Here is a 21,623-nt window from a genome sequence, read left to right as displayed (position 1 = left end):
CCGGCTCCGCAGCCGTCATCCCCTCGCGCCGGAGTTCCCAAAGCGCATGCGTCCACCCCCGGTTACCGCTGCGGTTCGCGTTCGTCGCGCCGAGGTCAGCGATCTCGACGATCTGGTCGCCCTCGAGGAATCGAGCTTCACCCAGGACCGCCTCAGCCGCGCCCAGTACCGCAAGCATCTGGATAGCGAAAGCGCGTTGGTGCTCGTTGCCAGCGCGAATCATCGACGCTTCCTCGGCACGGCGGTGGTGTTCTTCCGTAAGGGCAGCACCGTCGCGCGCCTGTACTCCCTTGCTACCAAGCCGCAGGCCCAGGGCAAGGGCGTGGGATCGGCGCTGGTCGTTGCCTCGGAGGATACGGCCCGCTCGCGCGGCTGCCGTGCGCTGCGGCTCGAGGTGCGCAAGGACAACGACGTGGCCATTCGTCTCTACGAACACCTCGGCTACCGGATCATCGGCGAGTACGCGCGCTACTACGCCGACGGTGCGGACGCCCTGCGCTTCGAAAAGCCGCTCTGAGGACCGCGGGGCTATACTGGCCGCCGTTTACGGGGAATCGCCCATGCGCCGACTGATCCTGCCGTTCGCCATCGCCGCTACCGCCGCGCTTTCCGGTTGTGGCCAGAAGGGTGACCTGTTCTTGCCCCCGCCGCCGGCGCCGGGTACGACAGCCAATCCACAGGGCGTGCATCCCGCCGCCGCCTCGACGGTGGAGGGCCCCGCACGGGCCACCAGTACCATCACCCCGTTCAACTCCGTCATTCACCAGTAACGACGATGCCCAACCGCTTCACCAAGATGCATGGGATCGGCAACGACTTCGTCATCGTGGACTGGCGCGAGGACGCGGGGCGAACGCCTAACGCGGCCCGCATCGCCGCCCTGGCCGATCGACACACCGGCGTCGGCTTCGACCAGCTGATCAGCATCGAGCCGGCGCGGGATCCCTCCTGCGAGTTCTACTACGGCATCTGGAATGCGGATGGTTCGCCCTCGGGCCAGTGCGGCAACGGCGTGCGCTGTGTCGCCGCGTGGCTGTTCCGCGACGGGGTGATCGAACGCGACACCGATGTTCGCCTGGAAAGTCCCTCCGGACCGGTCACGGTGCGGGTACTGGATGAGGGCCGCGTGGTGGTCGACATGGGCGAGCCGGATTTCGATCCCGCCTCCCTGCCGTTCGATGCACCCGCGCTGGCCGCGACATACACCCTGGAAGTCGTCGGCGAGCGGATCACCTTCGGCGCCGTCTCGATGGGCAATCCGCATGCGGTCGTCTTCGACGATGACCTTGCCGATCCGCGAATCGACCTGCTCGGCCCGGCGCTGACGGCCCACCCGGCGTTCCCGCAGGGCGTGAATGTCGGCTTCGCCCAGCGCCTCGGACCCGATCGCATCCGCCTGCGCGTACATGAACGCGGCAGCGGCTGGACCCGCGCCTGCGGCACCGGCGCCTGCGCCGCGGCGGCGGTGGCCCAGTCGCTGGGCATGGCCGCCCCGGTTGTGCACGTTGAACTCCCCGGCGGCACCCTCACCATCGAATGGCACGGCCCCGGCCACACGCTGTGGATGACCGGCCCTGCCGCCTTCGTTTTCGAAGGCGAAGTGTGACGTTCGCACGCGAACGGGGCACACTCGCTCTAAACAGGAAGCACACCCCATGACCGACACCGCGATCGACGGCGACATCAAGCCAGCCACCGTGGCGTCCTACCTGCGGCGACACCCGGATTTCCTCGCCGATTACCCCGAACTGGCCAACGCGCTCACCCTGCCCAGCAGCAACGGACCGGCGGCATCGCTCGCCGTGCACCAGCTGCGCGGCCTGCGTGACAAGAACGCCGAGCTGGAAACACGGCTGAAGGAGCTGGCCGCCATCGCTGGCGACAACGAGAAACTGATGCGCCGCGTGCACGGTCTGATGCTTGCGCTGCTCAGCGCGAAGGACATCGAAGAGACCGTGCGCAGCGTGGTCCGTCGCCTGACCGAGGACTTCCAGTCCGAGCGGATTCGCCTGGTTTTCTTCGGCGACCTGGCCGGCCTGCCCGATGAGCCGTGGCTGCTTCGCGAGCCTCGCGGCAGCTCGGGCCTGCCGGAGTTCGCCTCGTTCCTGGAGCACGCCGACCCCGTCGCCGGGCGCCTTGCGCCGGACAAGTTGCATCGCCTGTTCGGCAACGAGGCCCCGGATGTTCGTTCGGCCGCGCTGATGCGCGTCGGGCCGGACGCCTTGCTGGCCATCGGCAGCGCCGACGCCGACCGCTTCCACCCGGGCATGGGCACCCTGTTCCTGGACATGATTTCGACCACCGTCGGCTCGGCGATCGAACGGGCGCGGAAGGCGGCGTGAGCCCGCGCGAGGCCGTCGAGGCCTTCCTTCGGCATTTCTCCGCCGAACGCGCGCCGTCTGTCCACACCCTGGCGGCCTACCGCCGCGACCTCGAAAAGCTGCTTCGTTTCATGGAAGCCGAGGGACTGACGAGCTTCGACGCGCTCAGTCCCGATCGACTTCGCGGCATGATCGCCCGTGAACATCGTGGTGGCCTGCAGCCCAACAGCATCCAGCGCCTGCTTTCCGCCTGCCGCACGCTATTCCGTTACCTCACGCGGGAGGGCCAGCTGGCCCACGACCCGGCCGCCGCCGTTCGCGGACCGAAGGTGCGCCGCAAGCTGCCACAGGTGCTGGACGCCGATGAGGCGAAGGAGCTGGTCGAGACGAATCTCGGCGGCACGCTCGCACCGCGCGACTCGGCCATGATGGAGCTGTTCTATTCCAGTGGCTTGCGTCTGTCCGAACTCACCGGCCTGCACTGGGGCGACCTCGATCTCGAGGATGGCCAGGTACGGGTGCTCGGCAAAGGCAGCAAGACGCGCATCCTCCCGGTGGGCCGTTTTGCGATCACCGCCCTGAAAGCGCTCGCCGCCCTGGGCGGGGCCGGGCCCGAGCAGCCGGTGTTCAAGGGGCGCGGCGGGGCGCCGATCAGCGCCCGTGCCGTGCAGATGCGGCTGGCCAAGCTGTCCAGCGGGCAGACCAAGCGAGTCCATCCGCACATGCTCCGGCACACCTTCGCCAGCCACATGCTGGAGTCGTCCGGCGACCTGCGCTCCGTGCAGGAACTGCTCGGCCACGCTGACATCGCCACCACCCAGATCTATACGCACCTGGATTTCCAGCACCTGGCCAAGGTGTACGACGCGGCGCATCCCCGCGCGAAGCGAAAATAGGTAAACGTAGGAGCCGATTCATCGGCGAATAATGAATAACCCCGCGGCGCAGCCGCGCGCCCTAGGTTGCTTGCCTCAGTCTCCACCCGAAGAAAGAGCTCGCCGATGAATCGGCTCCTACCAGGGCACCGCCTACCCCAAGGCTTGCTACCTAAGGCCCCGGCCCCCACGTCTAGCCGACTCCCTAAAGGAACGCGCTATGGAACCGATGCACGCTACGACCATCGTCTGCGTCCGCCGGGGCGACAAGGTCGTCATCGGCAGCGACGGTCAGGTCACCCTTGGCAATACCGTGATGAAGGCCAACGCCCGTAAGGTGCGCCGCCTCGGCAAGGGCGATGTCCTGGCCGGGTTCGCTGGCGCCACGGCTGACGCCTTCACCCTCTTCGAGCTTTTCGAGGAGAAGCTGGTCAAACACGGTGGCAATCTCACCCGTGCCGCCGTGGAAATGGCCAAGGAATGGCGCACCGACCGCCGCCTGGGACGCCTCGAGGCCATGCTCGCCGTGGCTGATAAGGAGGCCTCCCTGCTGATCTCCGGCAATGGCGACGTGCTCGAACCCGACCACGGGCTGATCGCGATCGGCTCCGGTGGTCCGTACGCGCAGTCCGCCGCGCTGGCGCTGATGGAGAACACCGAGCTCGATGCACGCACGATCGTGGAGAAATCCCTGAAGATTGCCGGCGATATCTGCATTTATACCAACCACAACACCTCCATCGAGGAGCTCTGAGCCGATGTCCGAACTCACTCCCCGCGAGATCGTCAACGAACTCGACCGTTACATCATCGGCCAGCAGGACGCCAAGCGCGCCGTGGCCATTGCGCTGCGTAACCGCTGGCGCCGCATGCAGCTGGAGCCGGGCATGCGTGAGGAAGTCACGCCGAAGAACATCCTGATGATCGGCCCGACCGGCGTCGGCAAGACCGAGATCGCCCGGCGGCTGGCCACCCTGGCGAACGCGCCCTTCGTGAAGGTCGAAGCGACCAAGTTCACCGAAGTGGGCTATGTCGGCAAGGACGTGGAGTCGATCATCCGCGATCTCGCCGACGTCTCCTACAAGCTGGTGCGCGACCAGGCCAAGAGCCGGGTTCGTAGCCAGGCCGAGGACGCCGCCGAAGACCGTCTCCTAGACGCGCTTCTCCCGCGCCGCCAGGCCGCCACCGGTTGGGACGACACCGGCGCGCAGGCGCCAGCCATCGACAGCGACACCCGTCAGAAGCTCCGCAAGCAGCTGCGCGAAGGCGCGCTGGACGATCGCGAGATCGAACTGGATTTCGCCACCAACGTCGGCGTCGAGATCATGACCCCGCCGGGCATGGAGGAAATGAGCCAGCAGCTGGGCAAGATGTTCCAGAACCTGGGTGGTTCGAAATCGCAGAAGCGCAAGATGACCATCCGCCAGGCGCGCCCGCTGTTGATCGAGGAGGAGGCCGGCAAGCTGCTCAACGACGACGAGCTGCGCACCCGTGCGGTGGACCTCGCCGAGCAGAACGGCATCGTCTTCATCGACGAAATCGACAAGGTCGCCCAGCGCTCGGAATGGGGTGGTGCGGGCGTGAGCCGCGAGGGCGTGCAGCGCGACCTCTTGCCCCTGGTCGAGGGCTCCACGGTGTCGACGAAGTACGGCGCGATCAAGACGGACCACATCCTGTTCATCGCCTCCGGCGCGTTCTCGCTGGCCAAGCCTTCGGATCTCATTCCCGAATTGCAGGGGCGCCTGCCGATTCGCGTGGAACTGTCGGCGCTCTCCGTCGACGACTTCAAGCGCATCCTGCGCGAACCGCACAACGCGCTGACCAAGCAATATGTTGCACTGCTCAACACCGAGGGCGTCACGCTGGAGTTCACCGAGTCCGGCATCGATCGTCTGGCCGAGGTGGCGTTTCAGGTGAATGAGCGTACCGAGAACATCGGCGCCCGCCGCCTGCACACGGTCATGGAACGCCTGTTGGAGCGCATTTCCTTCGAAGCAGCAGACAAGTCCGGCGAAAAGCATGCGATTGACGCCGAATATGTCGACAAGACGCTGTCTTCGCTCGTCAAGGACGAGGATCTGAGTCGTTACATCCTCTGAACAATGAGGGGCCGCCCCTCTGGTAAACTATTGACGTATATGGGCAAGGTTATTCAACTCAAAACCAACGGCCAGCGTGCGAGCCTGCGTGAAGCGCAGGACAGTCAGCAGCTGGTGCGTCTGTGGCGTGACGAACTCGAACACGGCAGCTTCTGCGGCTACGTGGGCGGAGTCGGCCGCGAATTTTTCCTTCTGTGGGTCATCGGCGACGGCGTCAGCTATGACGGCATGTACATCATGCGGCATCGCGACATCTCCGAATTCGAAGCCCCGGACAAGCACAGCACCTTCCTGGAGAAAGCGCTCGCGCTGAAGGGCATCCGCCCGACACCGCCGGCGGATTTCCCGCTGGACGATATCCAGCAGGTGGTCAAGGCCGCCGCTGCGCACGCGCCGGTCATTGGCGTGCATGTCGACAGCGAAGACGAAGCCGAGGTCTGCTACATCGGCCGGCTTGTCAGCGTGGAGGAAGAAGGCTTCAACATGCAGGAAATCACCCCCGATGCGGAATGGCTCACCGAGCCGTCGTTCTTCTCCTGGGACGAGATTTCCACCATCAGCATGGAAGACGCCTACGCCACCTCGCTGCTCGCCGTTGCCGGCGTCCCGCCACCGATCGAACAGGGCGACACCGGCGGCGGCTTCGGCAGCGCGCACTAAACCAAGGCAGTTCTTTTGCTCTCTTGTAGGAGCCGATTCATCGGCGAAGGGTGCTCGCGGCAACATTCGCGCACACCCCTCGCCGCAGGGATCGCCGATAAATCGGCTCCTACCGAGCAAGGGCAAGGGCAAGGGCAAGAGCATCGCCGATGAATCGGCTCCTACATTTATTTGATTCAAGGCCACCGGCCCATGTCCCGCCCGCGCCCCCTCGATATCGTCCTGCACTCGGCCTCGCGCATCCTCGAGGTCAGTTTCGACAACGACGAACGGTTCCGACTTCCCTGTGAATATCTCCGGGTGAACTCGCCCAGCGCCGAAGTACAGGGCCACGGCCCCGGACAGAAGGTGCTCGTGGCCGGCAAGCGCAACGTCGGCATCACCGCGCTCGAACCGACCGGCCACTACGGCGTCCTGATCCGCTTCGACGACGGCCATGCCAGTGGCATCTTCGGTTGGGACACGCTGTACGACCTCGGTCGCGCCTACGACACGTCGTGGCCCGCTTACCTCGCTGAACTCGAGGCCAAGGGACTCTCCCGGTAAATGGAAAGCACGCGCATCAAAGCATCCTGCGCGTGCAAGGCGTATATTTGCGCGCCATCCCCATCACACCGGCGAACAACGGACGTTCCGAAGTCACCACCGCGGAGCTACATGGCATGACGCGAATCGTCGTCGTCGGAAGCATCAATATGGACCTGGTCACCCTCGCGCCGCGCTTTGCCGGCCCGGGCGAGACACTGACCGGTGACCGTTTCCTAACCATTCCCGGCGGCAAGGGTGCGAATCAGGCCGTCGCCGCCGCTCGCCTTGGCGCCTCGGTATCGATGGTCGGCTGCGTCGGCGACGATGCGTTCGGCAAGCAGCTCTATGAAGGCCTCGTCGCCGAGGGCGTCGACGTGACGCACGTGAGCCGGGTTGACGGTATCGGCAGCGGTACGGCGTCGATCACGGTCGCCGGTGGCGAGAACAGCATCGTCGTGGTGCCTGCCGCCAATGGCCGTGTCACGTCCGCCCAGGTCGAAGCTGCTCGCGACATCATTCGTGGCGCCGACGCGGTGCTGGTCCAGCTGGAAATTCCCCTCGACGCGGTGGACGCCACGCTCCGCATTGCGCAGGAAGAGGGCGTTCCCGTCATCCTCAATCCCGCCCCCGCGCAGTTGCTGCCGGTCGAGTGGCTGTCGCGCGTGCGCTTCCTCACGCCGAACCAGCACGAACTCGCCACCGTGCTCGGCGCGGACGGTGAAACCGATTTCCGCGAGCTCATGCGACGCGCCCCCTGCCCGGTCGTGCTGACCCGTGGCGAGGACGGCGCATGGTTCCGCGACAAGGACGACGAGCCGCGGCACCAGAGCGGTTTCAAGGTCGACGCGGTGGACAGCACCGGCGCCGGTGACACTTTCAACGCCGCGCTCGCGGTGTACCTCGCCGAAGGCCTCGACGTGGCGGTGCGCAAGGCTTGCGCCACCGCGGCGATCGCCGTCTCGCGCCTGGGCGCCCAGGGCGGCATGCCGCGTGCCGACGAGGTCACGGCGTTCCTGGAGACACATTGATGAAACGCAGTGGCCTGCTTCACGCGGAACTCAATCGCGTGATCGCCGCGATGGGGCATACCGATACGCTGATCATCGGCGATGTCGGGCTACCGGTTCCGCACGGTGTTCCGTGCATCGACCTGGCGGTACTGCCCGGTACGCCGGATTTCGCCACCGTGTTCGAGGCCGTGTATGCCGAGCTCGCCGTCGAAAGCGTGACGGTCGCCAGCGAGATCCATGCGCACAATCCGGCAATGGTGGCGCTCGCCGCGCGACTGGGTAAGGACGGTGTGCCCGTGAACGAGGTATCGCACGACGACCTCAAGCGGTTCAGCGCACGCGCCGTCGCCGTGGTGCGCACCGGCGAAACCTCGCCGTACGCCAATGTGATCCTGCATGCCGGCGTGACCTTCTGATGGCCGCGCAGCTGGTCAGCATGCACGACATCCACAAGGCCTTCGGCCCGGTGAAGGTGCTCGAAGGCGTCGACTTCGAACTGGTCGCCGGCGAAATACACGCCTTGATGGGTGAGAACGGCGCGGGCAAATCCACCCTGATGAAGATCCTCACGGGGATCTACGCGCCGGACTCCGGCACGATCCAGGTCGACGGCAAGCCCGTCTCGATCACCACGCCCGCCGACGCCGAGAAGTACGGCATCGCGATCATCCATCAGGAACTCAACCTGATTCCGGCCCTCAGCATCGCGGACAACCTGTTTCTCGGTCGCGAGATCCAGCGCTTCGGCCTGCTGGATCGCAAGGCGATGACGAAGAAGGCGATGGAGTGGCTCGCCCAGGTCGGGATGGAAAAGCTCGACCCCGATACCCGCGTCGAACGCCTTTCCGTCGGCACGCAGCAGATGGTCGAGATTGCTCGCGCGCTCGGCCAGAACGCGCGCGTCCTGATCATGGACGAGCCGACCGCCGCGCTGACCGAACACGAGACGACCACCCTGTTCAAGCTGATCCGTGCGCTTCGCGAGAAGGGCACGGGCATCGTCTACGTTTCCCATCGCATGGAAGAGATCTTCGCGCTCTGCGATCGCATCTCCATCCTGCGCGACGGCAAGTTCGTCGGCACGCGTCCCGTGCCGGGGCTGGCCTTCGACGAAGTCGTGAAGATGATGGTCGGCCGCACGCTCGAAGCGCGCTTCCCGGTCCGCAGCTCCACGCCGGGAAAGGTTCGCCTGCAGGTGGAACACATCAGCGGCGGCATGGTGAAGGACGTGAGCTTCGACCTTCGTTCGGGCGAAGTGCTTGGCGTCGCCGGCCTGCTGGGCGCGGGGCGCACCGAACTGGCGCGTTTGTTGTTCGGCCTCGACAAGCCTTCCGAAGGCCGCGTGCTGCTCGACGGTGACGTGGTGACCGCGACCAACCCCAACCAGGCGATCCACGCCGGCTTCGGTTTTCTCACCGAAGACCGCAAGGCGCAGGGCCTGGTGCTCGACCTCAGCTTGCGCGAGAACATCAGCCTGCCGCGGGTACCTGCGCATGTCGGCCTGGTCGATCGCGGTGGCGAGAAGACACAGACACGGGGCCTGATCGACGCCTTGAAGATCCGCACGCGCGACATGGAGCTCAATGTCAGCGCGCTTTCGGGCGGCAACCAACAGAAAGTCGTGCTGGCCAAGTGGCTGGCACTCAAACCGCGCGTACTCATCCTCGACGAACCCACGCGCGGCGTCGACGTCGGCGGCAAGGCCGAGATTTATCACATCATCAATCAACTCGCGGAGCAGGGCGTGGCCATTCTCATGATTTCCTCGGAACTGCCGGAGGTGCTCGCCATGAGCGACCGCATCCTGGTGATGCACGAGGGCCATGCAACGGCCCTGCTCGACGCCCACGGTGCCACCCAGGAAACCGTGATGACTGCCGCGACCGGAGGCCACTGACATGACGCTTCAACTCAACTGGAGCCAGGCCAAGACGCTGTTCCAGCGCCTCGGCTCGGTCATCGGGCTGCTCCTTCTCTTCATCGTGCTGTCGGTGCTGAGTCCGGACTTCCTTACCACGGGCAACCTGCTCACCGTGCTGCGCCAGGTGTCGATCAACGCGCTGATCGCGTTCGGCATGACGTTCGTGATCCTGTCCGGTGGTATCGATCTGTCGGTGGGTGCGATCCTCGCCTTCACCGGTGCGATTACCGCCGGCCTCATGGCGGCCGGCCACGGCATGGTGCTCTCGGTAGGCGCAGGCCTCGCGCTCGGCGCGGTGCTCGGCATGGTCAACGGTGCGCTGGTTTCGTGGGGCAGGGTGGCGCCATTCATCGCCACGCTGGGCACGGTTACCCTGCTGCGCGGCCTCACGCTGTCGTATACGCAGGGCAGCCCGATCCCCGTCACCAACCCCGGCTTCGCCATGCTCGGTGGCGGCTATATCGCCAACCTGATCCCGCTGCCGGTGATCTGGATGGCCGTCGCCTTCATCCTCTGTGGCTTCCTGCTGCGCGGCACGGTGTTCGGCCGCCATGTCGTGGCGATTGGCGGTAACGAAGAAGCGGCCCGTCTCTCGGGCGTGCGTATTTCGCCGATGAAGCTCGCCATCTACGGTCTTTCCGGTCTTCTCTCCGCGTTCGCGGGCGTCGTGCTTACCTCGCGTCTGTACTCCGCGCAGGCGACGGCTGGTGCAGGCTACGAGCTGGACGCGATCGCCGCAGTGGTGCTTGGCGGTACCAGCCTGGCCGGTGGCCGCGGCTGGCTCTTCGGCACCCTGATCGGCGCCTTGCTGATCGGCTTCCTGAACAATGGTCTCAACCTGCTCGGCGTAAGCTCTTTCTACCAGCAGGTGGTGAAGGGCATCGTCATCCTGATCGCCGTCCTGCTCGACAGGCGGCAGTAAAAAACAAAACGAGGGAATACACCATGCGTAAAGTCACCTTTCTCGCCGCGGCAGCGGCAACGCTGCTCGCGGCCTGCTCGCAGCAGGGTCCGGGCGAATCCACGCCCGCCGCTTCATCGACCGCGGGTGGCGCTGCCGCTTCCGGTACGCCGGTGATCGGCCTGGCCTTGTCGACGCAGAACAACCCGTTCTTCGTCGAACTCAAGGACGGCGCCCAGAAGGCCGCCAAAGACGCCGGCGTGCAGCTGGTGGTGGTCGATGCACAGGACGATCCGGCTCGCCAGATCTCCAGCGTCGAAGACCTGATCCAGAAGCGCGTCTCGGTAATCCTGCTTAACCCGACCGACTCGTCGGCGCTGGCGGGTGCCGTGCAGTCCGCGCAGCGCGCGAACATCCCGGTGATCACGCTCGATCGCGGCGTCGACGGTGCCGAGGTCGCGTCGCACATCGCGTCGGACAACATCGCCGGCGGCAAGATGGCGGCGGACTTCCTCGCCAAGCAGCTTGGCGGCAAGGGCAACATCATCGAACTGCAGGGTGTCGCCGGTACCTCGGCGGCGCGTGAACGCGGCAAGGGCTTCGACGACCAGATCGCCACCACCGGCATGAAGGTCGTTGCGCAGCAGCCGGCGAACTTCGACCGTGCGCAGGGCCTTTCGGTCAGCGAGAACCTGCTCCAGGGCAACACCGACGTCCAGGCGATCTTCGCCCAGAACGACGAAATGGCCCTCGGTGCGGTGCAGGCCCTTGCTGGCAAGAACAAGAAGATCCTCGTCGTCGGCTTCGACGGCACGCCCGACGGCAAGACTGCCGTGCAGAGCGGCGCCATGGCCGCCACGGTCGCCCAGCAGCCGGAAGAGATCGGCAAGCTCGGCGTCGAGACGGCAAAGAAGCTGATCGACAAGCAGACGGTCGACAAGTCGATCGCCGTGCCGCTGAAGCTCCTCACGAAGGAATAAGCGTCGCGTGTGAAAAGGCCGGTCACCTCACGGTGGCCGGCCTTTTTCTTGCGTGCTGTGTTCTTTGTAGGAGCCGATTCATCGGCGATCCCTAACGGTGTCGCAACACCCATCGCCGATGAATCGGCTCCTACAAGAGCAGGGCATGCAGGGTGTCGCTAGTCGGAAGGACCCGGCGCGATGACTTCGCGCTGACCATTGATGCCCATCGACGAAACGAGTCCCGCGGCTTCCATCGCCTCGACCAGACGCGCCGCGCGGTTGTAACCAATGCGGAACTGGCGCTGCACGAACGAGATGGACGCACGGCGAGAGCGCAGCACGAAGGCCGCCGCTTCGTCGTAGAGGGGATCGAGCTCGGCATCGATGCCGTCTTCGCCCGCCTCACCGTCCATGGCTTCACTCGGCGGACCGGCAAGGATCTCGTCCTTGTAATCCGGCTCACCGAACTGCTTCAGCCACGCGACGATACGATGCACTTCTTCATCGGCAACGAAGGCACCGTGGATACGCTGCGGATAGCCCGTACCCGGCGGCAGGAACAACATGTCGCCCTGGCCGAGCAGACTCTCCGCGCCCATCTGGTCGAGGATGGTGCGCGAGTCGATCTTCGACGACACCTGGAAAGCGACGCGCGTGGGAATGTTCGCCTTGATCAGGCCGGTGATCACGTCCACCGACGGACGCTGCGTCGCAAGGATCAGATGAATACCCGCGGCACGTGCCTTTTGCGCCAGCCGCGCAATCAGCTCTTCAATCTTCTTGCCGGCCACCATCATGAGGTCGGCCAGCTCGTCGATGATCACGACGATCATCGGCAAGGTGTCGAGATGCTCCGGCACTTCCGGATGCGCGGGGAAGGGATTGAACAAGGGCTTGCCCGCCGCGCGTGCCTCGCGCACCTTCTGGTTGAAGCCGGCGAGATTGCGTACACGCAGGTCCGACATGACGCGGTAGCGGTTTTCCATCTCGGCCACGCACCAGTTCAGCGCGTTGGCGGCGAGCTTCATGTCGGTGACCACGGGCGCCAGCAGATGCGGGATACCTTCGTAAACAGAAAGCTCCAGCATCTTCGGATCGATCATGATCATGCGGACGTCTTCAGGCGTGGCCTTGTAGAGCATCGACAGGATCATCGCGTTCACCGCAACCGACTTGCCCGAACCCGTGGTGCCGGCAACCAGCATGTGCGGTGCCTTTGCCAGGTCGGCAACCACCGGTTCGCCGGTGATGCCCTTGCCCATGGCCAGCGTCAGCAGCGAATCGGACTCGCGGTACTCCGCGGAATCGAGAATCTCCGACAGCGCGATCATCTGTCGCTGTTCGTTCGGCAGCTCCAGACCCATGCATGTCTTGCCCGGAATCGTCTCGACCACGCGGATCGTGGTGCGCCCAAGGCCGCGCGCGAGGTCCTTCATCAGCGCGACGATCTGGTTACCGCGAACACCGACGGCTGGCTCGACTTCGTAGCGCGTGATGACAGGGCCCGCCGAGGCGCCGACGACCTGCACCGGAACCTTGAACTCGCGCAGGCGTTGCTCGATCAACTCGCCGGTATCGCGGAGATCTTGCTCGGAAATGGCAAGCGCGGCATTCGAGCTGGGTGAGGCCGGAGCGAGCAGGGTCAACGGAGGGATACCGACGGCGCTGACACCGCCGCCGTTACGCAGTGGCCTCACGGGCGTCAGCGTGACGGTGCGGAGCGGCTCGACGTGCGGTGCATCGTTGGCTGCCACGGCGAAGCGCGAGACGGGGGCGATCGCCGGAATGGTCCGCTCGACGACGGGCGCTATGGGTTCCGCAGGCACGACAGGCTCTGCAACCGACGTCACGAGCGACTCGTAAGGCAAGCGCTCTTCCTCGGCGCGACGCAAAGCGGTGAACGAGTGTTCTTCCGCGCGTGCCGGTCCGGAGTTTGCGATGACCGGTCGCTCTGGCGTGCGGTATGACGTGGCGACCCGTGCCGGCTCGCGATGGATCTCGAGGTCGCGCTCCTCGGTGTCGTTTTCGGGGGACGCCGAAGCCAGCGCGCGCGGTGCGAGCCATGGCTCACGAATGACGGTGTCGGGTTTGACGCGATGGCGCGGCAGCACCGGTGTCGATACCGACGGACGCACAGGATCGTTGTTCTTCGGCTCGGCGCGCGGGACGTCGCGTCGGGTGGATGTCGCATGGGCCGGCTTGGCAATCGGCGCTGGGTTGGCAGGCTTCGCAGGCACCTTGGTGCGACGACGCGCGGCTGGCGCTCGGTCGGCACGGCGCACGGCGGATGCAGGGCGACGGCCCGTGGCGCGGGAGGCCGTGCGCGTCATGAGGCGGCGCGTGCCTTCGATGGCCAACGCACCCATCGGCTCGAGAAGCCCGTTCAGACGCACGATGGCCGCAGACCACGACACGCCCAGGTACCAGGGCAGTGCGACGACGAAGGTCGCGAGTGCGATCAGCGAGGTGATGGCGGCGCCGGGGAAACTACCGAACGCGGTGCCAAGCCAGCGGCATACAACGCCACCGACGGAAGGATCGTCGGTGTAATGCGAAATCACGATGCCCTCGAGCGCGGTGCTCGCCAGCAGGACCAGAGCAAACCCCGACCAGAAGCGAATCGCACCGGGCCCGACCGTGGGCGGACGACGCCGACGGAACAGCGCGGCGCCGATGCGCCAGAGCAGGGGGAGTAGCCAGAGCGTGGACAGCCCGAAGGCGCCAAAAACAAAAGAGGGCATGCCGAACCGCAAGAGAATCGAGCGAGCCCCGTAGTTTAGCGCGCATTCGTGCGCGTCGATGTGTAAAGGTGGGATAAGCCGCTGTTCACACTCGGAAGCATGCTGATCGGGCCAGCTTGGCTGGCCCGATCAGCGGATGGCGCCCGGTGCGAACGGCGTTCGCTGTTACACGCGGTAGCGCGGAGCCACGTCCTTGCGCGAGAGGTTCGGGCCCATCGCGAGGCGGGCAGCGTCGTAGGCCAGGTACTGACCTTCGTCCGCGAGCGGCGGAATGGTGACGACTTCGCCGCGATCGAAGCCCAGGAGGCCCGCGTCGACCAGGTCGGCCGTTTCCATGACCATGCCCGGCAGCAGGGCGTCGACGTCCTTGCCCGACTTCTCCCAGATCTCCGAGCGGGTGGCACCCGGCAGCACGGCCTGGGCGTGCACGTTCGTGCCCTTCAGCTGCGCGGCGAGGCCAAGGGTGACGTTGAGCACGTGGGCCTTCGAGCCGCTATAGATGCCGTCGAACAGGTCCGGCACGAATGCCAGAACAGAAGCGATGTTGATGATGCCGCCCTTGTCGCGGGCCTTGAACACCTTGGCAGCGGCGGCGGAGAGGACCGTCGGCGCGGTGATGTTGATGGCGATGAGCTGCTCGATGGCAGCGGTGTCGTTATCGAGGATGCTGCCTTCGAGGGAGATGCCGGCGTTGTTTACCAGCAAAGTGATCGAGGCGTCCTCCTTCAGGCGCTTCTCAACGAGGGCGACATCCGCCTTCTGGGTCAGGTCGGCCTTGAGGGCTTCGACCTTGCGGCCGGTCTTCTCGCCGATGGATGTGACCAGGGCCTCCAGGCGGTCGAGACGGCGGGCGACCAGGATCAGGTCGTAACCGCGGGCGGCGAGGCGCTCCGCGTAGACCTGGCCGATGCCCGAGGAAGCGCCCGTCACGATGGCCGTGCCTTTGTTTTCAATGCTCATGGTGTCTCTCCGGATGGGTTAGTTGCAAAAAGATAGTAACTAGGTTGCCATACGATAGTGACATCGATATCATAATGCAATGGACATCGACAAACTTTCTTCCGGTACCTGCGCGATCTCCCGTGGGCTCGCCTTCGTGGGCGACACCTGGAGCGTGCTCATCCTTCGGGATGCCAGCCGTGGCATGAGCCAGTTCGACCAGTTCAGGACCAGTCTCGGCATCGCGCCGAACATCCTTTCGCGTCGATTGAAGGCCCTCACCGAGGCCGGCGTCTTGGAAAAGCGCCGCTACAGCGAGCGCCCGCCACGCGATGAGTACGTGCTGACGCAGGCGGGGCGCGACTTCATTCCGATCATGGCGGCCATTGGCGAATGGGGCCGCACCTATAACGGCGGCGGCCCGCCCACGAGCCATCTGGCCAGTGACGAGACGGGTGAGCCGATCAAGGCGGTGGTGGTCGACCAGCGCACCGGTACGCCGCTGAGTGCGACACCGATGCATCTGGTGATGCCGGGCTGAGTTCGGCGACTACGGGCGGATTCGGATCGGCCGTCAGAGCGAATATTTCAATCGCTCGCCCACAACGTTCATGACGCAGGTCATGTCGGCGCTCGGCATAAGATCCATCGAGGCCCGACGCGCGTCCAGGTGCGCGAGATCTTCCGTGGGTTCCAATCGCGGGCCCGACTGATCTGCGGGGAACGAATAACGCGTGCCGTACCGCTGTGGCTTTCCCTCGTCTTGAAGGAGCTCGTCGATCAATGTGGCGGCGTCGGCCTTGGGAAGGAGGTTCTGTTTCGTCAGGTCGGTAAGCGCGGGCAACATCGATATGGGAAAGGCGGTGTCCGTGGTGTTCTCTGCAGCATGCTGGACCAGATAGAAGGCTTCGACGACGCCGCGCTCACCCACCTGCGCAACGCTGGGATATCCATTGCGGGTGAACAGTGGCTTGAACCAGGCCTGGTTGTTCGCGTCGACCTTCTTCACGCGCGTCCAGCCTTCCGGCGTCATGCGCGTCGCGGTCCAGGCGTCACGCGCGGCTTTGTCGGCGAGGAATCGCCGATGCAACTCCTCGCGGTACGCGGGCTGGGTGAATGTCTTTCCCGCATCGCGACGCGCACCCGCCTCGGCTGTCTGGTCAGGGTGCGTCTTCTCCATCCGCGTTTTCCATGCCTGCGCGTTCGGGCATGTCGTGGCAATGGCGTCGTCTTGTGTATCGGCCATCGCGACCGTCGAGGTCAGCATCCATGTGGCGACGACGAACCTGCGAACTCGAAACATGCTATCCCCCTGAGTCGTGAGCTACGGGCAGGTCGGAATCTCAAACGTTTGCTTCGGATCACCATGCGTTGAAGCGACGATCGGCTTCTCTCGCGCGGTAGCCACGTGTTGCAGTGGCCACCAGCGAGGGATGACGGGGTGCATCGTGGGTTCCACCGCCTGCCCCGGCTCCGGCACGAGCACGTCCGCGTGGCTGCATGTCGCCGCGGCAAGGATGCGCTCCGGCGGTTCGGTCCACGCATGGTGCGCTAGCTTGATAAGGCCCCAGTGCACGGGGATGAGCACCTTTGCGCGCACCTCCTCGTGCACCTTCATCGCCTGCTCGGGACCGAGGTGCCAGTCCGGCCACTGGGCGTCGTACTGGCCTGATTCGATCAGGCTCACGTCGAACGGCCCGTACTTCGTACCGACGTCGGCGAAGGTATCGTTGAAGCCGGTATCGCCGGAATAGAACACGCGATGTTCCTTGCCGATCAGCGCGTATCCCGTCCAGAGCGTCACATCGCTACGCGCGGACAGACGTCCGGAGGCATGGCGCGATGGCGTGGAGACGATGTCGAGGTTGCCGACTTTCGCGTCCTGCCACCAGTCGAGTTCGGTGATGCGTTCGGCGGGTACGCCCCAGCCACGGAGATGCGAAGCAACGCCGAGCGGCACGATGAAGCGGACGCCAAGGGCATTGAACGCCTGGATGGAAGCGCGATCGAGATGGTCGTAATGATCGTGCGAAACAATGACCGCACCGACATGGGGAAGATGGTCGATGGGAACCGGCGGTTCATACCAACGTTTCGGGCCGAGCCAGGAGAAGGGCGAGGCGCGCTCGCTCCATAGCGGGTCGACGACGATGTTCGTGCCGTCGATCTCGAGCAGCATCGATGAATGGCCGAACCAGGTAACGCGTAGGCCGGATGTCGGCGGCACTTTGTACAGCGCCGAGGAGTCCATCGTCGGAACGGGCGCGTCGGGCTCTTCGCCGGGCGCCGATTTCAACATCTGCAACACGCCGCCTTTCACGTTCGTATACATGGGCAGCGGGTTTTCGAACTTGCCGTTATGCCACTCGGGCGACTTCGCGTCGCGCGCGGTCTGCACGGCGTCGGGCAGGGTGCCGATGTTCGGCCAGGCGCTGATCGCGACGAACGCGAGGAAGGCCGCGATGAGTGCGACCAGGATGAGTGCGTAGCGGAGGAATCGCTTCAAACCGTGTCCTTGGCGGTGGTCGGGTTTGAAGATAGCAGCAAGGGCATCGCCGATGAATCGACTCCTACCGATCGAGAGCATCGCCGGCATAGCCGGCTCCCACAGGGACACTGCAACCTTGTGGGTCGCGACGAACTGGTGGGAGCCGGCTCCGCCGGCGATGGTTGTTACCTCACGCTTTCATGGACAGCTTCGATCACGCCGGCATGGTGGCCATGTCGATGACGAAGCGATAGCGCACGTCGTTCTTCGCAAGGCGCACATAGGTCTCGTTGATCGACGCCATGTCGACGACTTCGATGTCCGAAACGATGTTGTGCTCGGCGCAGAAGTCCATCATTTCCTGGGTCTCGGCCATGCCGCCGATGGCCGAACCGGCGATCGTGCGACGCGGGAGCATCAGGCTGCCACCGACCACGCCGTCGAGGGGCGTGAGCGCGCCAACCAGCACCATGGTGCCGTCGAGCTTGAGCAGGTTGGTGTACGGATTGATGTCGTGGGACACCGGCACCGTGTTGAGCAGGAAGTCGAAGCTGGCACCCGCCGCCTTCATTGCTTCCGCATCCGTGGACAGCAGCACGGCGTCGGCGCCGAGGCGCTTGGCGTCTTCACCCTTCGAAGCGGAGGTGGTGATCATGGTGACGTGCGCACCCATCGCCTTGGCGAACTTCACGCCCATGTGGCCGAGACCGCCGAGGCCGATCACACCGACCTTCTGGCCCTTGCCGACCTTCCAGTGACGCAGCGGCGAGTAGGTGGTGATGCCGGCGCACAGGAGCGGCGCGGTCGCCTTGAGGTCGAGCTTCTCGGAGATCTTCACCACGAAGCGCTCTTCGGTGACGATCTCGGTGGAATAACCGCCCTGGGTCGGCGTGGTCTTGTCCTGCTCGGTGCCGTTGTAGGTGAAGCTGGTGTGGGTCAGGCAGTACTGCTCGAGGTCCTGCTTGCACGATTCACAGGTACGGCAGGAGTCGACCATGCAGCCCACGCCGGCGAAATCGCCGACCTTGAACTTCTTCACGGCCGAACCGACGGCAACGACGCGGCCGACGATCTCGTGGCCCGGGACCATCGGGAAGGTGGAGTTGCCCCAGTCACCCTTGGCCTGGTGCAGGTCGGAGTGACAGACGCCGCTATAGAGGATCTCGATGCGGACGTCGTGCTCGCCCGGCTCGCGGCGCTGGAAGGTGAAGGGGACGAGGGGGGTCGTTGCGCTTTTGGCGGCAAATCCGCGGACGTCGATCATGGCAGTCATCCTTATCGTTGAGAGTTTGATCGGTAGTCCACAACAATACGTCCGCTGGAATGGCGCGGCCAGCGGGGATTCCGGGACGAGCCGTTGAGATATCCTTCACAATCATGCGACCCGACAACCTTTCCCACCTCGCCGCCTTCGCTTCCGTGGCGCGCCATGCCAGCTTCCGCAAGGCAGGGGCCGAATTGACCCTGTCCACGTCCGCGATCAGCTACGCGATCCGCGGGCTCGAGGAGCGGCTCGGGGTCATGCTGTTCCACCGGACCACCCGAAGCGTCTCCCTCACGGAGGCCGGGCAGCGACTCCTCGAGCGCCTGGAGCCAGCCCTTCGCGATGTCGGTGATGCGCTGGAGGAGATGAACGACTTCCGCGCCGCGCCCTCCGGCACGCTCCGGATCAATATGCCGCGGATCACCGCCCAGCTGATCCTGCCGCCGCTGTTGCCACGGTTCCTGGCGGCCTACCCGGATGTGCGCTTCGAGGCGGTGGACAACGATGGCCTGATCGACATCGTGGCCTCGGGCTTCGATGCCGGGATCCGCTTTCTCGAGCAGGTGCCCGAGGACATGATCGCGGTGCCGATCGGTGGCCCCCATCGGAGCGTCTGCGTCGCGACGCCGGGGTATCTGGCGACCCACGGCACGCCGTTGCACCCCAACGACCTGATGCGTCATGAGTGCATACGGTTCCGATTCCCCAGTGGGCGTATCTATAAGTGGGAGTTCGAGCAGGCGGGCCGAAAGCTGGACGTCGATGTGCCGGGCCGGCTGACCTTCGCGGACTTCCGGCTGTCGCTGGACCTAGCCCTGACCGGTGTAGGCCTGACCTTCGTGCTCGAAGACCAACTCACCCAGTTCATCAAGGACGGCCGGCTGGTTCGCGTACTCGAGGACTGGTGCCCGTCGTATCCGGGTTTCATGCTGTATTACCCGCGGCAGCGCAGGGTGACCTCCGCCCTGCGCGCCTTTATCGATCTCATCCGCGATGACGGGGTGGGGTGAGGCGCTTCTGAGATGCGCTTGGTGCAAGCGCATGCAAGGGGTATCCTAGGCGTATGCTGCGGCGCACCACGCGCCGGGCCCCCACGTCCCGAGTCCCCCATGTCTGCTTCCGCACCCGCCCTCGATCCGGGTATCCCGCCCGTCCGCGCGCCGCACGTTGGCCTGGTCATCCTCGCGCTCGCCGTCGGTGGTTTCGCCATCGGGACGACCGAGTTCGCCTCGATGAGCATGCTTCCCCTGTTCGCGCAGGGCCTGGGCATCGACGCGCCAACCGCCGGTCACACCATCAGCGCGTATGCGCTGGGCGTCGTGGTCGGCGCGCCGGTGATGACCGTGCTCGGTGCGCGCGTACCGCGGCGCCGGTTGCTGCTGATCCTCATGACCATGTTCACCGTGTTCAACGGCCTGACCGGGCTGTCGCCGAACTACCACTGGATGCTGGTCTTCCGGTTCCTCGCCGGCTTGCCGCATGGGGCGTATTTCGGCGTGGCCGCGCTGGTCGCGTCTTCGCTGGTGCCTGCAAACCGGCGCACGCGCGCGGTAGGTCAGATGTTCCTCGGGCTCACCGTCGCGACCGTCGTCGGCGTGCCGCTGGCCAGCTGGCTGGGCCAGGCGGTCGGTTGGCGCTGGGCCTTCGCCTTGGTCGCCGTACTCGGTGTGCTGACGATGACCGCCGTCGCGATCTTCGCGCCGAACACGCCGTCCGATGCAAAGGCCAGCCCGCTGCGCGAACTCAGTGCCCTGAAGCGTTCGCAGGTCTGGTACACGCTCGCCATCGGTGCGATTGGTTTCGGCGGCATGTTCGCCGTCTATACGTACCTGGCGGACATCCTGATCAACGTGACGAAGATGCCGCTGTCGTCGGTGCCCTGGGTGATGGGTGTCTTCGGCGTTGGCATGACCATCGGCAATATGGTCGTTCCCGTCTTCGCCGACCGCGCACTCATGCGCACGGCCGGCGTCTTGCTGGTGTGGAGCATGGTGCTCCTTGCCCTCTTCCCATTCACTACCGGCAACATCTGGCTGCTCAGCCTGGACGTGTTCTGCATTGGCATCGGTGGTGCCCTGGGTACGGTGCTGCAGACACGCCTGATGGACGTCGCGGGTGATGCGCAAGGCCTTGCCGCGTCGCTCAATCATTCCGCATTCAACACGGCGAACGCGCTGGGCCCGTTCCTCGGTGGCCTGGCCATCGCAGGCGGCTACGGCTGGACATCGCCCGGCTGGGTCGGCAGCTTGTTGGCACTGGCGGGTCTGGGTATCTGGGCGGCGTCGGTTGCCGCCGAGAAGCGGACGATCTCCGAAGCGGCCGCCGAGCCCTGCTGACCGTCACCGCACGGCGTTGGAGATTCGATGACCACCTTTCGACTTCGCATCGCGACCGCCGACCAGGCGGCGGCGCTCGCTCAGGTGATGGAGCGAACGTTCCGCGCCACCTTCGGCGAATCCACCGCCGAAGAACACATGGCCGAGCATTGCCGGAGCAGCTACCGCGAAGCGATCCAGCGCGCGGAGATTGTCGATCCGGACATCACGACCTTGCTCTGTACCGACGGCGCGTCAATCGCCGGCTTCGCGCAAGTACGCTCCGGCGAACGTCCGGCCTGCGTTCCGGAATCTAGGGCGGTAGAGCTCCATCGTATCTACGTCGATGCGCCCTGGCATGGAAAGGGCGTCGCGGCGCTGCTCATGGATGCTGCGCTCGACGACGCTACGAAGCGTGGTGCTAATGGCGTATGGCTCGGCGTCTGGGAGAACAACCCGCGAGCCGTCCGCTTCTATGCGAAGTTCGGTTTCGTCGAAGTGGGTGAGCATCGTTTCCATGTCGGCAGCGACGCCCAGCGCGACCTGCTCATGTACCGCGCGCTGTAACCGGGAAGCTGGTCCCGAACAGGAATAGGCCG

At 65.1% G+C, this 21,623-nt stretch carries 22 protein-coding genes and 2 pseudogenes; 18 read left to right on the top strand and 6 right to left on the bottom strand.

Going from position 1 to position 21,623, the window contains the following annotated elements:
* Window positions 1-46: 46 nt before the first annotated feature.
* The 14 genes from HB634_RS14905 (at window position 47) to rbsB (ending at window position 11,295) form a co-directional block, all read left to right on the top strand.
* The gene (locus HB634_RS14905) at window positions 47-517 is read left to right on the top strand and encodes a GNAT family N-acetyltransferase (RefSeq protein ID WP_063572512.1); all 471 of its coding nucleotides are present in this window, start codon (window positions 47-49) and stop codon (window positions 515-517) included.
* A 43-nt stretch (window positions 518-560) separates the two neighbouring features.
* The gene (locus HB634_RS14900) at window positions 561-770 is read left to right on the top strand and encodes a lipoprotein (protein ID WP_213949097.1); all 210 of its coding nucleotides are present in this window, start codon (window positions 561-563) and stop codon (window positions 768-770) included.
* Between the two features lie 5 nt (window positions 771-775).
* Window positions 776-1,606, top strand: coding sequence for a diaminopimelate epimerase (gene dapF / locus HB634_RS14895; protein WP_213949096.1), 831 nt, complete (start codon window positions 776-778; stop codon window positions 1,604-1,606).
* A 49-nt stretch (window positions 1,607-1,655) separates the two neighbouring features.
* Window positions 1,656-2,342 (top strand): DUF484 family protein, encoded by a 687-nt coding sequence (locus HB634_RS14890; RefSeq protein WP_063574262.1) that lies wholly within the window; start codon window positions 1,656-1,658, stop codon window positions 2,340-2,342.
* Entirely contained in the window at window positions 2,339-3,217 is an 879-nt protein-coding gene (locus tag HB634_RS14885) for a tyrosine-type recombinase/integrase (protein ID WP_213949095.1), read from the top strand. The genes HB634_RS14890 and HB634_RS14885 overlap by 4 nt, the downstream gene beginning before the upstream one ends.
* Before the next feature lie 199 nt (window positions 3,218-3,416).
* Window positions 3,417-3,950, top strand: a complete 534-nt coding sequence (gene hslV / locus HB634_RS14880; protein WP_063572655.1) for an ATP-dependent protease subunit HslV — start codon at window positions 3,417-3,419, stop codon at window positions 3,948-3,950.
* Between the two features lie 4 nt (window positions 3,951-3,954).
* Window positions 3,955-5,295 carry an ATP-dependent protease ATPase subunit HslU gene (gene hslU, locus HB634_RS14875; protein ID WP_213949094.1) on the top strand — a complete coding sequence of 447 codons (1,341 nt, stop codon included), beginning with the start codon at window positions 3,955-3,957 and terminating at the stop codon, window positions 5,293-5,295.
* Between the two features lie 39 nt (window positions 5,296-5,334).
* Window positions 5,335-5,955: a hypothetical protein gene (locus HB634_RS14870; RefSeq protein WP_063572653.1), complete on the top strand. Its 621-nt coding sequence runs from the start codon at window positions 5,335-5,337 to the stop codon at window positions 5,953-5,955.
* A gap of 192 nt (window positions 5,956-6,147) precedes the next feature.
* Window positions 6,148-6,501: a DUF971 domain-containing protein gene (locus tag HB634_RS14865; protein ID WP_046968103.1), complete on the top strand. Its 354-nt coding sequence runs from the start codon at window positions 6,148-6,150 to the stop codon at window positions 6,499-6,501.
* Between the two features lie 116 nt (window positions 6,502-6,617).
* Window positions 6,618-7,511 carry a ribokinase gene (gene rbsK, locus HB634_RS14860; protein WP_213949093.1) on the top strand — a complete coding sequence of 298 codons (894 nt, stop codon included), beginning with the start codon at window positions 6,618-6,620 and terminating at the stop codon, window positions 7,509-7,511.
* On the top strand, window positions 7,511-7,909 hold the full coding sequence (gene rbsD, locus HB634_RS14855; RefSeq protein WP_213949092.1) for a D-ribose pyranase: 399 nt from the start codon (window positions 7,511-7,513) through the stop codon (window positions 7,907-7,909). The genes rbsK and rbsD overlap by 1 nt, the downstream gene beginning before the upstream one ends.
* The gene (locus tag HB634_RS14850; RefSeq protein ID WP_213949091.1) at window positions 7,909-9,390 is read left to right on the top strand and encodes a sugar ABC transporter ATP-binding protein; all 1,482 of its coding nucleotides are present in this window, start codon (window positions 7,909-7,911) and stop codon (window positions 9,388-9,390) included. The genes rbsD and HB634_RS14850 overlap by 1 nt, the downstream gene beginning before the upstream one ends.
* A gap of 1 nt (window position 9,391) precedes the next feature.
* Entirely contained in the window at window positions 9,392-10,336 is a 945-nt protein-coding gene (locus HB634_RS14845; RefSeq protein ID WP_063573114.1) for a ribose ABC transporter permease, read from the top strand.
* 23 nt (window positions 10,337-10,359) lie between these two features.
* A complete protein-coding gene (gene rbsB / locus HB634_RS14840; RefSeq protein ID WP_213949090.1) occupies window positions 10,360-11,295 on the top strand; it encodes a ribose ABC transporter substrate-binding protein RbsB in 936 nt (311 codons plus the stop codon).
* Window positions 11,296-11,453: 158 nt separating this feature from the next.
* Here the strand turns inward: rbsB and HB634_RS22910 are convergent.
* The 3 genes and pseudogenes from HB634_RS22910 to HB634_RS14830 form a co-directional block, all read right to left on the bottom strand.
* Window positions 11,454-12,950, bottom strand: a pseudogene (locus HB634_RS22910) (DNA translocase FtsK); the annotation flags it as partial.
* A 729-nt stretch (window positions 12,951-13,679) separates the two neighbouring features.
* Window positions 13,680-14,018, bottom strand: a pseudogene (locus tag HB634_RS22905) (DNA translocase FtsK 4TM domain-containing protein); the annotation flags it as partial.
* Between the two features lie 165 nt (window positions 14,019-14,183).
* On the bottom strand, window positions 14,184-14,978 hold the full coding sequence (locus tag HB634_RS14830) for an SDR family oxidoreductase (RefSeq protein WP_063571949.1): 795 nt from the start codon (window positions 14,976-14,978) through the stop codon (window positions 14,184-14,186).
* 79 nt (window positions 14,979-15,057) lie between these two features.
* Between HB634_RS14830 and HB634_RS14825 the strand changes: the two genes are divergently transcribed.
* Complete coding sequence (locus HB634_RS14825) at window positions 15,058-15,498, top strand: helix-turn-helix domain-containing protein (RefSeq protein WP_063571950.1); 441 nt, start codon at window positions 15,058-15,060, stop codon at window positions 15,496-15,498.
* A gap of 33 nt (window positions 15,499-15,531) precedes the next feature.
* Here HB634_RS14825 and HB634_RS22900 read toward each other — a convergent pair whose 3' ends face one another.
* From HB634_RS22900 to HB634_RS14810, 3 genes are all read right to left on the bottom strand, one after another.
* The gene (locus HB634_RS22900) at window positions 15,532-16,260 is read right to left on the bottom strand and encodes a DUF6624 domain-containing protein (protein WP_063571951.1); all 729 of its coding nucleotides are present in this window, start codon (window positions 16,258-16,260) and stop codon (window positions 15,532-15,534) included.
* Between the two features lie 21 nt (window positions 16,261-16,281).
* Window positions 16,282-17,463: an MBL fold metallo-hydrolase gene (locus HB634_RS14815; RefSeq protein ID WP_213949088.1), complete on the bottom strand. Its 1,182-nt coding sequence runs from the start codon at window positions 17,461-17,463 to the stop codon at window positions 16,282-16,284.
* A gap of 196 nt (window positions 17,464-17,659) precedes the next feature.
* Window positions 17,660-18,709 carry an NAD(P)-dependent alcohol dehydrogenase gene (locus tag HB634_RS14810; RefSeq protein ID WP_063571952.1) on the bottom strand — a complete coding sequence of 350 codons (1,050 nt, stop codon included), beginning with the start codon at window positions 18,707-18,709 and terminating at the stop codon, window positions 17,660-17,662.
* Window positions 18,710-18,822: 113 nt separating this feature from the next.
* On the opposite strand from HB634_RS14810, the gene HB634_RS14805 reads away from it, so the two are divergent.
* The 3 genes from HB634_RS14805 (at window position 18,823) to HB634_RS14795 (ending at window position 21,591) form a co-directional block, all read left to right on the top strand.
* Window positions 18,823-19,719, top strand: a complete 897-nt coding sequence (locus tag HB634_RS14805; RefSeq protein ID WP_213949087.1) for a LysR family transcriptional regulator — start codon at window positions 18,823-18,825, stop codon at window positions 19,717-19,719.
* Between the two features lie 99 nt (window positions 19,720-19,818).
* The gene (locus tag HB634_RS14800; protein ID WP_063574120.1) at window positions 19,819-21,045 is read left to right on the top strand and encodes an MFS transporter; all 1,227 of its coding nucleotides are present in this window, start codon (window positions 19,819-19,821) and stop codon (window positions 21,043-21,045) included.
* A gap of 27 nt (window positions 21,046-21,072) precedes the next feature.
* The gene (locus HB634_RS14795; protein WP_213949086.1) at window positions 21,073-21,591 is read left to right on the top strand and encodes a GNAT family N-acetyltransferase; all 519 of its coding nucleotides are present in this window, start codon (window positions 21,073-21,075) and stop codon (window positions 21,589-21,591) included.
* Window positions 21,592-21,623: the final 32 nt, after the last annotated feature.

Source organism: Luteibacter sp. dw_328, from assembly GCF_018449605.1.
In the GTDB taxonomy this organism is placed as follows: domain Bacteria; phylum Pseudomonadota; class Gammaproteobacteria; order Xanthomonadales; family Rhodanobacteraceae; genus Luteibacter.
The sequence above is the reverse complement of the archived record's forward strand: the minus strand, read 5'-3'. Positions and strand labels throughout refer to the sequence as shown.